At 60.6% G+C, this 14,823-nt stretch carries 15 protein-coding genes; 1 reads left to right on the top strand and 14 read right to left on the bottom strand.

Annotation, left to right across the window (positions count from 1 at the left end):
* Positions 1–2: 2 nt before the first annotated feature.
* The 3 genes from Q0844_RS14655 to Q0844_RS14665 all read right to left on the bottom strand — a co-directional run bounded on the left by Q0844_RS14655 (position 3) and on the right by Q0844_RS14665 (position 3,093).
* Entirely contained in the window at positions 3–893 is an 891-nt protein-coding gene (locus Q0844_RS14655) for a carbohydrate ABC transporter permease (RefSeq protein ID WP_299046229.1), read from the bottom strand.
* Positions 886–1,791, bottom strand: a complete 906-nt coding sequence (locus Q0844_RS14660; RefSeq protein WP_299046230.1) for a sugar ABC transporter permease — start codon at positions 1,789–1,791, stop codon at positions 886–888. The genes Q0844_RS14655 and Q0844_RS14660 overlap by 8 nt, the downstream gene beginning before the upstream one ends.
* A 75-nt stretch (positions 1,792–1,866) precedes the next feature.
* The gene (locus Q0844_RS14665) at positions 1,867–3,093 is read right to left on the bottom strand and encodes an ABC transporter substrate-binding protein (protein WP_299046233.1); all 1,227 of its coding nucleotides are present in this window, start codon (positions 3,091–3,093) and stop codon (positions 1,867–1,869) included.
* A gap of 187 nt (positions 3,094–3,280) precedes the next feature.
* Here Q0844_RS14665 and Q0844_RS14670 point away from each other — a divergent pair, with 187 nt between their 5' ends.
* The gene (locus tag Q0844_RS14670; RefSeq protein WP_299046236.1) at positions 3,281–4,333 is read left to right on the top strand and encodes a LacI family transcriptional regulator; all 1,053 of its coding nucleotides are present in this window, start codon (positions 3,281–3,283) and stop codon (positions 4,331–4,333) included.
* A 3-nt stretch (positions 4,334–4,336) separates the two neighbouring features.
* Here Q0844_RS14670 and Q0844_RS14675 read toward each other — a convergent pair whose 3' ends face one another.
* The 11 genes from Q0844_RS14675 to Q0844_RS14725 all read right to left on the bottom strand — a co-directional run bounded on the left by Q0844_RS14675 (position 4,337) and on the right by Q0844_RS14725 (position 14,819).
* Positions 4,337–5,482 (bottom strand): M56 family metallopeptidase, encoded by a 1,146-nt coding sequence (locus tag Q0844_RS14675; protein ID WP_299046239.1) that lies wholly within the window; start codon positions 5,480–5,482, stop codon positions 4,337–4,339.
* Positions 5,469–5,864: a BlaI/MecI/CopY family transcriptional regulator gene (locus tag Q0844_RS14680; RefSeq protein WP_299046242.1), complete on the bottom strand. Its 396-nt coding sequence runs from the start codon at positions 5,862–5,864 to the stop codon at positions 5,469–5,471. Before Q0844_RS14680 ends, Q0844_RS14675 begins: the two co-directional genes overlap by 14 nt.
* Positions 5,865–5,944: 80 nt before the next feature.
* Positions 5,945–6,214 carry a DUF2160 domain-containing protein gene (locus Q0844_RS14685; protein ID WP_366523020.1) on the bottom strand — a complete coding sequence of 90 codons (270 nt, stop codon included), beginning with the start codon at positions 6,212–6,214 and terminating at the stop codon, positions 5,945–5,947.
* Between the two features lie 128 nt (positions 6,215–6,342).
* Complete coding sequence (locus Q0844_RS14690; RefSeq protein ID WP_299046246.1) at positions 6,343–7,140, bottom strand: carbohydrate ABC transporter permease; 798 nt, start codon at positions 7,138–7,140, stop codon at positions 6,343–6,345.
* Between the two features lie 114 nt (positions 7,141–7,254).
* On the bottom strand, positions 7,255–8,118 hold the full coding sequence (locus Q0844_RS14695; protein WP_299046248.1) for a sugar ABC transporter permease: 864 nt from the start codon (positions 8,116–8,118) through the stop codon (positions 7,255–7,257).
* Entirely contained in the window at positions 8,115–9,200 is a 1,086-nt protein-coding gene (locus tag Q0844_RS14700; protein ID WP_299046250.1) for an ABC transporter ATP-binding protein, read from the bottom strand. Before Q0844_RS14700 ends, Q0844_RS14695 begins: the two co-directional genes overlap by 4 nt.
* A gap of 91 nt (positions 9,201–9,291) precedes the next feature.
* The gene (locus Q0844_RS14705; RefSeq protein ID WP_299046253.1) at positions 9,292–10,356 is read right to left on the bottom strand and encodes an ABC transporter ATP-binding protein; all 1,065 of its coding nucleotides are present in this window, start codon (positions 10,354–10,356) and stop codon (positions 9,292–9,294) included.
* Positions 10,357–10,467: 111 nt separating this feature from the next.
* The gene (locus Q0844_RS14710) at positions 10,468–12,201 is read right to left on the bottom strand and encodes an ABC transporter substrate-binding protein (RefSeq protein WP_299046256.1); all 1,734 of its coding nucleotides are present in this window, start codon (positions 12,199–12,201) and stop codon (positions 10,468–10,470) included.
* A 250-nt stretch (positions 12,202–12,451) separates the two neighbouring features.
* Positions 12,452–12,832, bottom strand: a complete 381-nt coding sequence (locus Q0844_RS14715; RefSeq protein WP_299046259.1) for a carboxymuconolactone decarboxylase family protein — start codon at positions 12,830–12,832, stop codon at positions 12,452–12,454.
* Positions 12,829–13,935, bottom strand: coding sequence for an aromatic ring-hydroxylating dioxygenase subunit alpha (locus Q0844_RS14720; RefSeq protein WP_299046263.1), 1,107 nt, complete (start codon positions 13,933–13,935; stop codon positions 12,829–12,831). Before Q0844_RS14720 ends, Q0844_RS14715 begins: the two co-directional genes overlap by 4 nt.
* Positions 13,932–14,819, bottom strand: coding sequence for a MurR/RpiR family transcriptional regulator (locus Q0844_RS14725; RefSeq protein WP_299046266.1), 888 nt, complete (start codon positions 14,817–14,819; stop codon positions 13,932–13,934). The genes Q0844_RS14720 and Q0844_RS14725 overlap by 4 nt, the downstream gene beginning before the upstream one ends.
* Between the last annotated feature and the right edge of the window lie 4 nt (positions 14,820–14,823).

Raw genomic sequence — 14,823 nt, forward strand, 5'->3', positions numbered from 1 at the left:
GATCAGCCTTTCACCGCGCCCGCGGCGATGCCCCGGACAAACAGCTTGCCGGAGGCGAAGTAGATGATGAGCGGGACAAGACCGGTCAGCAGCGTGGCGGCCATGTTGACGTTGTATTCCTTGATGCCCTGTACCGAATTGACGATGTTGTTCAGCTGCACGGTCATCGGGTAGTCGGCGGGCTTGGTATAGATCACGCCGAACAGGAAGTCGTTCCAGATGCCCGTCACCTGCAGGATGATCGCCACCACGAAGATGGGCAGGGACATGGGCAGCATGATGCGGAAGTAGATGCCCCAGAACCCTGCCCCGTCCACGCGAGCGGCCTTGAATAACTCTTCGGGTACAGAAGTGAAGTAGTTGCGAAACAGCAGCGTCAGGATCGGCATGCCAAAGATCGTGTGCACCAGCACAAGACCCCAGACGTTCCCGTACAGGCCCAGTTCGCGCAGGATGATGACCAGCGGGTACAGCATGACCTGATAGGGGATGAACGCCCCCACGATCAGAATGGTGAAAAAGACCTCGGATCCCTTGAACCTCCAATTTGCAAGCGCGTAGCCGTTCACGGATGCGATTGCGATGGACAGGATCACGGACGGGATCAGGATCTGGACCGAGTTCCAGAACCCGCGGGAAAGACCTTCGCAGTTGATGCCGGTGCACGCCTCGGCCCACGCCTTGACCCAGGGCTGGTAGGTGATCTCGACCGGGGGGGCAAAGATGTTGCCCAGGCGGATTTCGGGCATGCCCTTCAGCGATGTGACAATCATCACGTAGAGCGGCAGTGCATAGTAGGCCGCCACGACAATCAGCGTGCCGTAGAGCATGACATTTGCACGCGAAAAGCGGGGGCGCGGTTTGGGCCCGCGCGGGGTGATTGCATCAGCCACGTTTCTTGCCTCCGAATTCCAGGTAGGCCCACGGGATCAGGATGATGATCACGCTCACCAGCATCATGGTTGACGCGGCAAAGCCCTGGCCCAGGTTCTGGGCGCGGAACATGTAGTTGATGACGTATTTCGCGGGCACCTCGGACGCGATGCCGGGTCCGCCATTGGTCTGGGCCACCACCAGATCGTAGATCTTGATGATCCCGCTCGCGATCAGGACCAGCGCCGTCACAAAGACGGGGCGCATCATCGGAATGATCACGCGGATATAGGTCTTGACGGTACCGATCCCGTCGACGCGGGCCGCTTTCCAGATGTCTTCGTCAATGCCGCGCAGTCCGGCCAGCATGATCACCATGATCAGGCCCGTGCCCTGCCACAACCCGGCAATCAGGATGCCATAGATCACGATGTCGGGGTCGTTCAGCGGGTTGAAGGTAAAGCTGTCCCATCCCATCGACCGGACAACATGCTGCACGCCCAGATCGGGGTTCAGTATCCATTGCCACGCAAGGCCCGTCACAACAAAGCTGAGCGCGAAGGGATAGAGGAAAATGGTGCGAAACACATTCTCCCCCCTGATCTTGCGATCCAGCAAGGCCGCAAGGGTAAACCCGATCAGCAGCGTGAAGATCATCGAGAAAAAGCCGTAAACCGCCAGGTTCTCGATCGAGATCAGCCACCGCCGGGTGCCCCAGAGCCGCTCGTATTGATCGAGCCCCACAAAGTTCAGCTTGGGCAGCAGCTTGGATGACGTGAACGAATACACCACCGTCCAGGCCGTACCGCCCACGAACACAACCAGCGCCGTCAGCACCATCGGCACCGACGCAATCTTGGCCGACAGGTTGCGGAACAGACCCGAAGGCTTCCGCGCTTTGGAAGAAGAAGAGGACATGACCCACCCCATCACATGTCGCACTGCGCCTGCCCGATACGACATCACATCGGGCAGGCGACTGGGAGGCGCGTCTTACTCGGCAGACGCGATGATGTCGGCGTAGCGCGCTTGCGCATCACCGGCAGACATGTCCGAGGTCCAGAACTCGGCCATCAGATCCTCGATCTGGGTCTGGGTGTCGGCGGTCAGATTCATGTCACCCGACGGCAGTACATTGCCTGCGGCCAGGATCTCGAGACCCTTCTGCATACAGTCATTGGCAGCCGACAGATCGATGTCACCGCGCACGGGCAGCGATCCCTTCTTGAGGTTGAACGCCACTTGCGTTTCCGGCGCGATCAGCGTCGAGGCCAGCGCCATCTGCGCCTCTTTCGTGGCCGCATCATCGATCACGGGGAAGTAAAACGCGTCGCCACCGGTATCGAGGATTTCGTTCACCCCCAGACCCGGCAGGCAGGTGTAATCCTCGCCCGCGACCTGACCAGCCACCTGGAATTCGCCCTGCGCCCAGTCGCCCATGATCTGGCCAGCGGCCTGATCGGTGATCACAAGGTTCGTGGCAAGGTTCCAGTCCTGCACATTGGAATTGCGCGCCAGTTCACGGGCATTCGCAACGGCCTCGAACACCGCCGCATATTCCGGGCCCTGCGCTGTCGCGACATCCCGTTCAACCGACACCTTGCGCCACGCGTCGATGCCCGCAATCGCGATGGTGATCGTGCCAAAGGCAAGGTTCTGCTGCCAGCCCTGCTGCCCCATGGCAAGCGGCGTGATCCCCGCCTCTTCCAGCTTGGGCGCGGCGGCGACAAATTCGGTCCAGTTCGCGGGCACCGACAGACCTGCCTTTTCGAACGCCCCGTGGCTCAGCCAGATCCACTGGGCCGAGTGGATGTTGACCGGCACGCAATAAATACGGCCCTCATAGGTGCAGGCATCCAAGAGCGAGGGCGGGTTCACGATGTCTTTCCAGCCCTCGGCCTCGGCCAGGTCGGTCAGATCGGTCATCAGACCCGCCTCGATCAACTCTTCGGCTTGCCGCCCGTGGTTCAACTGCGTGGCGCCCATGGGGTCACCGCCCAGAATGCGGCTGATGATGATGGGGCGCGCGGTGCCGCCCGACCCCGCGATGGCGCCATCCACCCAGGTATTGCCGGTGGCATCGAATGCCTTGGCAAATTCGGCCACAGCCGCGGCTTCGCCCCCGGATGTCCACCAATGCGTGACCTCAAGCTCTCCGGCATGGGCCACGGACGCCGTGCAGAATGCAGCGGACGCCATCAGTTTTGCGATCTTTTTCATAGTGAGTCCTCCCTGACTTCTAAATCGTTATAGTAATTGCTACAACGATTTAGATTTTCCGATCAAGGTAGAATTTTGCTATGGATCGAATTAACTACCGTACGGAACGCAACGGCTTGGTTCCGTTGACATTGCCTTGGGCCATTGTCCGGGCAAACCTGCGGATATGCGCCGGAAGGGGCCCGAAATGACCAAGACCGGCAGCCCGGACACGCCGACCCCCATCGCCCTTAAACCGGGCGAACGCCCGACGCTCAAGACGATTGCGCGTCTGTCGGGCTTGGCTGTGCCCACCGTGTCGCGGGCCTTGGCCGATGCCCCGGACATTCGCAAGAACACCAAGGAACGGGTGCGCGATATCGCCAAGCAGATCGGCTACCGTCCCAACCGCGCGGGCGTGCGGCTGCGCACCGGCCGGACCAACGTGATCAGCATCGTGATGTCGACCGAACACGACATGATGAACCACACCGCGCGGCTGATATCCTCGGTCGCGTCGTCATTGCGTGGCACGCAATACCACATGATCATAACGCCCTATTTCCCGGACGAGGACCCGATGGTGCCCATTCGCTACATCGTGGAAACCGGCAGCGCGGACGGGTTGATCATCAACCAGATCGAACCAGACGATCCGCGCGTCGACTATCTGATTGATCACAAGTTCCCGTTTGTCACCCATGGGCGGACAGCGGCGTGCGACCGGCACGCCTATTTCGACTACGACAACACCAGCTATGGCGCGCTGGCGGTCAAGGCACTGGCCGGGCGCGGGCGCAAACACATTGCCATGCTGGCCCCGCCCCGGAACCAGACCTATGCCCAGAACATGATTGACGGGGCCACGCGCGCGGCCGCTGAATTTGGCGTGCGGTTCTCGGTCATACAAGGGGCCAACGCCCACCAGGACAACCCGGTGATCGAACAGGCGATGATCCCGGTGTTCCAACACGATGACCGCCCCGACGGCCTGATTGCGCCCAGTATCGGCGGGTGCGTCACCATGGTCTCGACCGTTGAACGTCTGGGTTTTGTACTGGAACAGGATTTTGATGTCGTGGCCAAAGAGGCGATCACCTTCCTGCGTCGCTTCCGCTCGGGCATTCTGGTGGTTGAGGAAAACATCGATCAGGCGGGCAACTTCATGGCCCGTGCCCTGATGCACCGGATCAACGCCCCGGACGAGCCCCCTATGCAGGAGCTTGACCGCCCCGACGACCGGGCGTGGCGGTCTGACTAGGTCTTAATTGCGCACCCGGCCAAAGGTGGACAGCCGGTTGATTTCGTCCAGCCGTTCAAGGTTCACAACCGTCGACAGCATAAGCCGGTCCTGGCTCCAGTCGCCGGGCCGTTGGATGGCAATGGCAGTCAGCATGATGGCCCCGATCAGTGGCAGCAGGGTCGCCATGTACAGCAAGCGCGGGTGCCGCAGGTGCCGCATGTCCAAAAGCGAGGTGATCCGCCGTTCCAGAAACGTCATGCGCCCATCGCGCAGGGTGGATCGGTCGGCGGTGACCAATGTCACCTTTGGCACGGCCACGACAAACATCCGGTCGCGTCGCAGGGTTTGCTGACACACGGCCAGCAACGTTTCGCAATAAGCCCGCACATCGATCCGGCCCCGCGTCAGCACCTCGGCATCGCAGGACAGTTCGCGCAGATGTTCGACCTGACGCTTCCAGGCATGATAGGCCGGGTTGAGAAAGAAGAAGGGTTTCAGCGCCTCGAGCACGATCTCCCACTCGATATCGCCCTGGCGCAGGTGCTGGAATTCATGGGCCAGCGACACGCTCAGTTCCTTGGGTTGCCCCAGCATGTGCGACGGGATCACAACATAGTAGTTGCGCAACCCACGCGTGGAAAACGGCACCAGCGTTCTGTCCGACAGTCGCAGACGGATGCGCCCGAACCGCCGCCAGGCATAGCTGGCCGACACGATGCGCCCCAGGCAGAACATGGAAAACACCAACCGCCCGGTCCCGATGATCAGGCCCGCAAAGAAGGCCGCGATCACGGTCCAGGCCACCCACCCTGCCGCGTTGACCACGTTGTTCAGGAACGTATCGCGCAGGTTCACCAACTTTTCGAACTCGGTCGCCTGCATGCTGAAGCCGCCGTTCAGGTAGTAGGCAACCACCATATCCGACAGATTGACGTTCACGCTTTTGGCGTAGCCGCTGGCCTGCAACGCCGCAAAGGCCACGATCAAGAACGGCGACAGCACAATCGCCACAAACACGCTGTTCAGAAGGTGCAATTGCGTGGCGTAGCTGTGCCTGAGGCCCAGCCGGTGAAACAGAAATCGCGCGGCATACCACAAAGCGTAGGCCACGACGAACAGGATATTGGCATTGATAAAAGCGTCGAGCAGCGCGTCACCCGGAATCATTTTTCAACCTCCGATCCACAAGTGCCCGGATTTGCCCCAATGCTTCCTCTGTCAGCGCGTCATCATTGACCAGCCGCGCCACGAGGGACGCAGGCGTGTCATCAAACAGCTTCATCGACAGATCCTTGAGAGAGCGGGTCTGGTACGCATCCTTGCCCAGCGTCGGCTTGAAGACATGGCGCTTGCCATCCTTGCGGCTGGTCACAAATTCCTTTTGCTCCAGGATGCGCAGGATGGTCGCGGCCGAGGTATAGGCCAGGTCCCGACCTTCCGGCAGCTGGTCCAGAACGTCCCGTACGGTCCCCTCGCCCAGGTCCCAAAGCTCGGTCATGAACTCCAGTTCCACCTCGGTCAGCAGGTCGCTTTTCTTCTTTTGTCTCATTCCGTCCTATCCAAGACACATCGCTCACTCGTCACACCGGCCGAGTAAATACGAAGTCTTTCGTTTTACAAAACGCTTTCTCACACCTTCCAGAAGCAGAAAACGCCCCAACCAAGGGCAAGGCCCAGCGGAATCCACAGCGGCTGGCCCATCAGCCCCAGCCACGCCAGAAAGATGTAGGCCGACCCCAGAAGCGAGATGAACAGCCGATCCCCCAATGTCGTGGTCAGCCCCAGGATACCGCGCCGTTCGATCCCGTCACGGTACTTGACCACCTCAAGCACACCGATGATCGCAATGGCCCCGAAGATGCCGCAGAACAGGGCGAAAGTGGCAGGCGTCCATGCCATCCAGAAGCTGGGCCAAAGCGGGTCCGTCCACGAAAACCCCTTGTCTTCCTGAGTGTTGGCGACATTGCCCCACCCTTGGGCAAGTGCCTTGGTCGGCAGAAGGGCTGCAAGCCAGAGAAGTCGTTTCATCACACCCTCCCCAGGGCAAAGCCCTTGGCGATGTAGTTGCGCACAAAGTAGATCACGATGGCCCCGGGGATGATCGTCAGCGTCCCCGCCGCCGCCAGCAGTCCCAATTCGTAGCCCGCGGACGACGCCGTCTTGGTCATCTCGGCGGCGATGGGTTTGGCCTGCACCGCCGTCAGCGTCTTGGCCAGCAGCAACTCGACCCACGAGAACATGAAACAGAAGAACGCCGCCACACCCACGCCCGCCTTGATCGTGGGCAGAAAGATCACGACGAAGAAGCGCGGGAAGGAATAGCCGTCGACATAGGCCGTCTCGTCCAGTTCCTTGGGCACACCGCCCATGAACCCCTCCAAAATCCACACAGCCAGCGGGATGTTGAACAGGCAATGCGCCAGCGCCACCGCGATATGCGTGTCAAACAGACCGACCGAGGAATAGAGTTGGAAAAACGGCAACGCGAACACCGCCGCCGGGGCCATGCGGTTTGTCAGCAACCAGAAAAACAACTGCTTGTCCCCAAGGAACCGATAGCGCGAGAACGCGTAGGCCGCAGGCAAGGCCACGCAAACCGAGATCACGGTGTTCAGTGACACATAGATGATCGAGTTGATGTAGCCCCAGTACCAGCTCGGGTCGGTGAAAATGACCTTGTAGTTGTCCAGCGTGAAGGTCTGCGGGAAAAGGGAAAACCCCGACAGGATCTCGTTCGTGGTTTTGAACGACATCGCCACCAGCCAATAGATCGGCAGCATCAGAAACGCGATATAGAGGATCGGGATGAGGGAGCGTTTACGCATGGCAAACACCTCGCCCAATGGGTTGTTCGGCAGAACTGAGGGCTTGCACGCCCCCCCGGGGTGGGCATGCCCGGCGGTGCCCGCCGAGCGTGACTTGGATCAGACGATAAGACCTCATTGCGCATCATCCTTCGTCATCAGGGTGTAGAACAACCACGACACCAGCAGCGTGATCGCGAAATAGATCAGGCTCATCGCCGCCGCAGGGCCAAGGTCGAACTGCCCCAGGGCAATCTTGACCAGATCAATCGACAGCAATGTCGTCGAATTCCCGGGCCCGCCACCGGTCAGAACAAACGGCTCCGTATAGATGTTGAAGCTGTCCATGAACCGCAGCAGGATGGCGATGGTCAGCACCGTCTTCATCTTCGGCAACTGGATATAGCGGAACACTTTCCAGGGGCTCGCCCCATCAATCTTGGCCGCCTGGTAATAGGCGTCCGGGATGGACACGAGGCCCGCATAGCTCAGCAGCACCACCAAGGACGTCCAGTGCCACACGTCCATGACGATGATCGTCACCCAAGCCGCAAACGGGTTCTGGGTCATGTCATAGGGCACGCCCAACACGTCGTTCAGAAAATAGCCAAGCAATCCGATCTTGGGCAGGGTAAAGATGTTCCACATTGCCCCCACCACGTTCCAAGGGATCAGCATGGGCAGCGCCATCAGCACCAGGCACACAGGCACCCACATGCCCTTCTTCGGCATCGAAAGCGCAATGATTATACCCAACGGAATCTCGATGATCAGGATCAGGAAGGTGAACAGGAACTGCCGCCCCAGCGCGGCCTGAAAGCGGTCGGACCGCAGGATCTGTTCGAACCAATCCAGCCCCTGCCAGAAAAACACGTTGTTGCCAAACGTCTCCTGCACCGAATAGTTGACCACCGTCATGATCGGCACCAGCGCGTTGAACGCGACCAGCAGCAGCACGGGCAGGACAAAGAACCACGCCTTTTGATTTTCGGTCTTCATTGTGCTGCCGGTCCCTCTTTTGCTGTCGCGATCCACCCATCCCGGTACAGGCGCGTATGGTCCGGCCGAAACGCCAGATGCACCTCTGCCCCCTGTTCAGGCAACTCACCCTCGACTATGGCCTTGACGGGCGCGTCGCCCACCATCGCCTCGACCACGGCGTGACGGCCTACATCCGACACCTTGCGAACCCGTGCAGGCAGGCCCGCATCTGCAAGCGCGACAAATTCAGGGCGGATGCCGATCTGCGTGATGCCACCCTGCCCGGTCACAGCCCCTTCCAGGGCCACCGCGCGGCCCTGGAAGCGCACACCGCCATCGCGTTCTTCTGCGGGCAGGACATTCATGCCGGGCGAGCCGATGAAGTGACCCACGAAAATGTGCTGCGGCCGTTCGAACAGTTCCACGGGCGTGCCGATCTGCACGATCTCACCGTCCTGCATCACCACCACCTGATCGGCAAAGGTCAGCGCCTCGGTCTGGTCATGGGTGACATAGATCATCGTGGCACGCACACGCTGGTGCAGTTCCTTCAGCTTGGACCGCAGCTTCCACTTCCGATGCGGGTCGATCACGGTCAGCGGTTCGTCGAACATGACGACGTTCACGTCGTCGCGGACCAATCCCCGCCCCATCGAAATCTTCTGCTTGTTGTCGGGGGACAGATGCGCGGCGCGGATGTCGAGCATCTCCTCGACCTCCAGCATCTGCGCAATCTCGGCCACGCGCTGCGCGATCCGCGCCTCGTCCACGCCGCGGTTGCGCAGCGGAAAGGCCAGATTGTTGCGCACCGTCATCGTGTCGTAGATCACCGGGAACTGGAACACCTGCGCGATGTTGCGCTGATCGGGCGGCAGGTCGGTCACATCGCGGTCGTCAAACAGGATGCGCCCCTCGGACGGGGTCAGCAGGCCTGAGATGATATTGAGCAGCGTGGACTTGCCACAGCCCGACGGTCCCAGCAACGCATAGGCCCCGCCGTCCTGCCAATCGAGGTCGATTTCCTTGAGCGCATAGTCCGCAGGCCCCGAAGGCTTCGGCAGGTAGGAATGGCGTAGGTTCGAAAGCGTGATCTTGGCCATCATGTCGCTCCGGTGCGGTGCGCATGAATGCGCACCCTACAGGGTGCCGTAGGGTGTGCCTTGACGGCGCACCAATGCTGGGAAATCCGGGTCATGCCACGAGCCTCCCATCTTGAGAAAAATAAAACGCCTGGCTGGCATCCATGTAGAAATCATGCGCCTCGCCCACCTCATAGGGATGCACCCCATGGGCCAAAGATACCCAGCCGTCGCCCCCCATTTGGAAATGCGCACTGGACTCGGACCCCGACAATTCCGTTACCAAAACCTTACCGGATAATTTAACATAATCTGTCCCCGCGGGGACAGGCGTCACATGATGCGGTCGGATTGCGAGGGTATAGGACCCGTCGGGAAGGTCTGCCGCGGCACCTGCAACAGTCCAGCTTGCCCCGGTATCAAGGGTCGCTGTCGTCCCCGACTTCGACATCCGCGCCGCGTTGATCGGCGGATCCGAGAACACGCGCGCGGCGGTCAGATTTTCGGGCTTGCGATAGATGTCGGCGGTCGTTCCGAACTGCGTGACCACGCCGTCATCCATCAACGCGGTCTTGCCACCCAGCAACAACGCCTCTTCCGGTTCGGACGTGGCGTAGACCACGACCGCCCCACGTCCTGCAAACAGTTCCGGCAGTTGTTCCCGCAATTCCTCGCGCAATTTGTAATCCAGGTTCGCCAGCGGTTCGTCCAGAAACACGGCCCGGCTTTCCTTGGCAATCGCGCGCGCCAGCGCAGTCCTTTGCTGCTGCCCGCCTGACAGCTCTTGCGGGCGGCGGTTGAGCATGGGGCGGAGTTGCAGGATGTCTGCGGCCTCCTCCACCCGGCCCTGAATTTCGGACTTGGCCATGCCTGCAACCCGCAAGGGGGAGGCGATGTTGTCGTAGACCGTCATCTGGGGGTAATTCACAAAGAACTGGTGCACGAGGCTGATATTGCGCTTTTGCGTGGACAGCTTGGACACGTCGCGCCCGTCCATCCAGATCTCGCCACCGGCCAGCGGGTCAAGGCCCGCCATCAGCTTAATCAAAGAGGTTTTGCCCGATCCGGTCTGGCCCAGAAGGACGTTGAAATGTCCCGTCTCCAGCACCAGAGAGGTCGGCTTGATATGGGTGATCCCGCGGATCGCCTTCGCGGCCGATTTCAGCTCGATTGTCATAAGTCTCGTCCCGTAGGCCGGGCTTCAGCCCGGCACACCCCATGCGGATGCCGGGCTGAAGCCCGGCCTGCAATCGGTGGTCCCCGCGTCCCCGCGGGGACCACCTGTCGCTTATTGCTGCCAGCGCGCGACCAGTTCGTCGTAGTTGACGGTCTCGCCCTGCGGCTTCTCGTTGTCGAGCTTCGGCTTGGCACCGCCATTGGCGAACCACCATTCGGCATCCCGCTCTTCGTTCAGACGCGGGCCGCAGCCGCCATAGACACCTGCCGCTTCGTCCGCCTGCTGCATCCGGGCCATGGTGATATCCATTTCCTCGGCCAGACGGTTCATCGCTTCCTGCGGTGTGAAGGCACCGGAGTTCACGTCACCGATCTGCTGCCACCAGATTTGGGCCAGCTTGGGGTAATCGGGCACGTTGATGCCAGTGGGCGACCACGCCACGCGATCAGGCGAGCGGTAGAACTCGACCAGACCACCCAGCTTGGGCGCGCGTTCGGTAAAGCTTTCGTGGTTGACCGAGCTGTCGCGGATGAAAGTCAGACCCACATGGGACTTCTTCACATCCACAGTCTTGGACGTCACGAACTGGGCATAGAGCCACGCGGCCTGCGCACGATCCGATGGTGTCGATTTCAGGAAGGTCCAGGACCCCACATCCTGATAGCCAACCTTCTGTCCTTCGGTCCAGTATGGTCCGTGCGGGCTGGGCGCCATCCGCCAGAGCGGCATGCCGTCGTCGTCCACGGTGTTATTGCCTTCGGATTTCGGCTTGACCATATCGGCGGTAAAGGCGGTGTACCAGAAGATCTGCTGGGCCACGTTCCCTTGGCTAAGCGCAGGAAGAGATTGATAAAAATCAAACGAGGCCGCACCGGGTGGCGCGTATTGGCGCAGCCATTCATCCCATTTGCGGATCGCATAAACCGCCGCAGGGCCGTTTGCCGCACCGCCACGTGTCACAGACGCGCCCGCAGGGTTGCAGGACCCTGCTTCCATGCGGATGCCCCATTCGTCGATCGGCACGCCGTTTGGCTCGCCCACCGAACCCGCACCGGCCATCGACAGCCACGCGTCGGTCATGCGCCAGCCAAGGTCCGGGGCGCGTTTGCCGTAATCCATGTGGCCATAGATGCGGACGCCGTCGATTTCCTGCACATCTTCCGAGAAGAATTCGGCGATGTCCTCGTAAGCCGACCAGTTGACCGGAACACCCAGTTCATAGCCGTACTTGGCCTGGAATGCGGCCTTGTTTTCTTCGTCATCGAACCAGTCCTTGCGGAACCAGTACAGGTTCGCAAATTGCTGGTCGGGCAATTGGTAGAGGTTGCCATCGGGACCGGTGGTGAACTGGATGCCCATGAAGTCTTCCAGGTCCAGCGTCGGGCTTGTGGTGTCTGCCCAATCGCCGGCCATCTGCTCCGTCAGGTTGTAGGCCAGTTGCAGGCGCGAGTGGGTGCCGATCAGGTCCGAATCGTTGACGTAACCGTCATAGAGGTTCCGCTGTGTCTGCATCTGCGTTTGCACAGCCTGCACGACCTCGCCTTCGCCAAGGATCTGGTGGTTCACCTTGATGCCGGTGATTTCCTCGAACGCCTTGGTCAGCACTTCGGATTCATAGCCATGCGTCGGAATGCCTTCGGACAGCACGTTGATTTCCATGCCCGAGAACGGCTCGGCTGCCTGGATGAACCATTCCATTTCCGACATCTGCTCGGCCTTGCTGAGCGTGGATGGCTGGAATTCCTGGTCAATCCATTTCTGGGCTGCCGCCGTGTCGGCAAAAGCAGTCCCATGCCCCGCAATGACTGCAAGCACAGCCGTCGCGGAGAGAAGATACTTGCGCATCTTGTGTCCTCCCAAATTTCCATGTGAGCCGGTTTTCTCCGACTTGAGCTACGATAGGCGCAAAGTAAAATTTCTGTCAAACTAAAAAGTTAGTAGAAATTTACGCCAGAGTTACAGCGCCTTATCGCGAGCCGCAGCATTCAAAGCCCTTTGGACGCCATGCCGGTCGCCAACCGGACCCGGCAGCGTCCCGCTTGTCCAGGTGATCGAAACAGAGTGTGTCACGGCGATTCCATACGGTGCCGCGTGCTCATTCTTCGTCAAGCACCCGGCGCGCGACCCGGAAACATTCCAACCCCTGCGGTACACCGCAATAGATCGCCACCACATGGATGATGGCGCGGATTTCTTCGCGGCTGACACCGTTCGTGATGGCCCCGCGGCAATGGATTTCCCATTCGCTCATCTTCCCCAGCGCGCCGATCATCGCAAGATTCATCATCGACCGCGTCTTGGCGTCGATCACATCGTCGCCCCAGCCAAACCCCCAGCACCACGCGGTCATCGCCTCTTGGAACGGTCGCGTGAAATCGTCAGCGGCGGCGAGGTTCCTTTCCACGTATTCCGCGCCCAGGGTCGCCTTGCGCTGTTCGAGGCCTTTCAGAAACAGGTCTTCGTCAAAGGTGCTCATTGGGTGTCTCCTTGGGCTTGCGGTGCGTCTTCTATGGCCGCGCGCATCCAGCGTTGCAAATGCATGACCGGATGTTCGGAATTCACCCCGCCCTTTGGATCGACAACCAGCGGTCCGGGCACATATCCGCGCGATTGCAGGCCGCGTTGGACGGATTCCACCAGTCCGATATCTTCTTCGACCGTGGTGGCGCGATCCTGAACCGCAAGCCGTCGCACGGTTTCGTCGTCTGCGCCGTCCACCGAAAACCAGCCCCGCCAGACCACCACATTTTCAGCGTCGATGGCCCGCCAGTGGTAGGTGTTCAGCACATTGCCCGGATAGACCTGAAAGCTGAACATGGGCCACAGGAACCAGCTGGAATATTCGTGGCTGTGGGCAAAGCCGCTGTCGATATCATAGGTCATCTGATCCAGTGACTGGCATTGCGTCGTGTGGCGCAGGCACTTGCCTTGCGGCTGGATGTCGTAGGTATCGGGCCGGACCACGCCGTTGGCAAAGGTCGGGTGGTTCAGGCTGCAATGGTAGCATTCCGAGTAGTTTTCGACGCTGACCTTCCAGTTGCAGCGTTCCGCGATCTCGACCCATTCGAGCGGGCGCAGGTCGGCCCAGTTGGGCACCCAGTCTTCCAGTTCCGCGCGTGCGTTCGGGAACCAGTCGTCCATGGGGGCCGCGTTCGGGTCAAGGTTGACGAAGACGAAGCCAAGGAACTCTTCGACCCGGATGGACGTGAGGCAGATTTCGGATTTTTGCAGCCCTTCGACCGCCTTGAGGTTGGGGCCTGCGCGCAACTCTCCGGTCAGTTCATAGGTCCACGCGTGGTAGGGGCAGACGATGACGCGGGTCGTGCCGCTGCCCTGCACCAGTTGGTGCGCGCGGTGCTGGCAGACATTGTAGTAGGCACGGATCACACCGTCGCGCCCCCGGATGGCAAAGAGGCTTTCGCCCGCAACCTCGAAACAGCAGTAGGCGCCGGGTTCGCCAAGGTCGGAGGCGTGGCAGGCAAATTGCCAGGTTTGCGCCAGCAGCCCGGCCCGTTCGACGGCAAACATGGTGGGGTCGGTGTAATAGCGCGCGGGAAGCGCGCGGATCGGTTCGGTCATTCGGACCCCTCGGTATACAGACCAATGCGGTGACGGCGGGCGTGAAACGCCTCGACCCGCTCGACGATCTTGTCGGTGGATTGGGCGATGACAAACGACAGAAGCGTTTCGAGCAGCGCGATGGTGCTGACCGAGGACGGAAAGAACTGCGGCGTGTCGGCGGCCACGACAAAGCCATGGTCGGCGGCGCGGTAGAGCGGGCTGGCGGGGCTGTCGGTTATCCCGATGATTGTCATGCCCTGTTCGCGCGCAACCTCGACCGCTTCGATCACTTCGCGGCGGTAGGGGGCGCAGGTGATGGCGATCAGGACATCGCGGTCGTCGCTCCAGGCCAGATCGTCTGTCGCGACGGACCCGGCGCGGGGGATCGCATGGAATTGCACCATGCCGGTCGAGGCAAGATAGGTGAAGTTGCGGGCGTTGGCATTGTTGACCCCGACACCAAGCACAAAGACGTTTCGGCAGGTCCAGATGGCCTTGGCTGCCGCGGTCAGGGCGTCGGTTGGAATGTTGGCGAATGTCTCTTCGATGTTGCGCAAGGCGGATTGGATCATGTCGGCATAGAGCGCGCCAAGCTGGCCGGATTTGCCGATGTCCTGCAGGTACCGCGCGCGGTCGGGGAAGGTCACCTGCCCCTGGCGGATCGCCTCGCGGAACGGGGCGCGAAAATCCTCGTACCCGTCAAAGCCGACCTGCCGCGCCATACGCACAACGGTGTTGGGTTTGACCTGGGCCGCTTCCGCAATCTCGCGCACGGTCGACACACCTATGTCGCGGGGGTTTTCCAGCACGTATTTGGCGGCCTTCTGCGCCTCGGGCGTGAGGTCGCCGAATTCGTCGGACAGACGGGTCAGGACGCGCGATGATACATCTGTGTCATTCATAATT

It is taken from the genome of uncultured Tateyamaria sp. (assembly GCF_947503465.1).
GTDB lineage: Bacteria > Pseudomonadota > Alphaproteobacteria > Rhodobacterales > Rhodobacteraceae > Tateyamaria.

Coding starts and splice junctions, on each gene's coding strand:
- Q0844_RS14660 (WP_299046230.1), bottom strand. CDS start 1,791: ATGTCCTCTTCTTCTTCCAAAGCGCGGAAGCCTTCGGGTCTGTTCCGC.
- Q0844_RS14665 (WP_299046233.1), bottom strand. CDS start 3,093: ATGAAAAAGATCGCAAAACTGATGGCGTCCGCTGCATTCTGCACGGCG.
- Q0844_RS14670 (WP_299046236.1), top strand. CDS start 3,281: ATGACCAAGACCGGCAGCCCGGACACGCCGACCCCCATCGCCCTTAAA.
- Q0844_RS14675 (WP_299046239.1), bottom strand. CDS start 5,482: ATGATTCCGGGTGACGCGCTGCTCGACGCTTTTATCAATGCCAATATC.
- Q0844_RS14680 (WP_299046242.1), bottom strand. CDS start 5,864: ATGAGACAAAAGAAGAAAAGCGACCTGCTGACCGAGGTGGAACTGGAG.
- Q0844_RS14685 (WP_366523020.1), bottom strand. CDS start 6,214: ATGGCATGGACGCCTGCCACTTTCGCCCTGTTCTGCGGCATCTTCGGG.
- Q0844_RS14690 (WP_299046246.1), bottom strand. CDS start 7,140: ATGCGTAAACGCTCCCTCATCCCGATCCTCTATATCGCGTTTCTGATG.
- Q0844_RS14695 (WP_299046248.1), bottom strand. CDS start 8,118: ATGAAGACCGAAAATCAAAAGGCGTGGTTCTTTGTCCTGCCCGTGCTG.
- Q0844_RS14700 (WP_299046250.1), bottom strand. CDS start 9,200: ATGGCCAAGATCACGCTTTCGAACCTACGCCATTCCTACCTGCCGAAG.
- Q0844_RS14705 (WP_299046253.1), bottom strand. CDS start 10,356: ATGACAATCGAGCTGAAATCGGCCGCGAAGGCGATCCGCGGGATCACC.
- Q0844_RS14710 (WP_299046256.1), bottom strand. CDS start 12,201: ATGCGCAAGTATCTTCTCTCCGCGACGGCTGTGCTTGCAGTCATTGCG.
- Q0844_RS14715 (WP_299046259.1), bottom strand. CDS start 12,832: ATGAGCACCTTTGACGAAGACCTGTTTCTGAAAGGCCTCGAACAGCGC.
- Q0844_RS14720 (WP_299046263.1), bottom strand. CDS start 13,935: ATGACCGAACCGATCCGCGCGCTTCCCGCGCGCTATTACACCGACCCC.
- Q0844_RS14725 (WP_299046266.1), bottom strand. CDS start 14,819: ATGAATGACACAGATGTATCATCGCGCGTCCTGACCCGTCTGTCCGAC.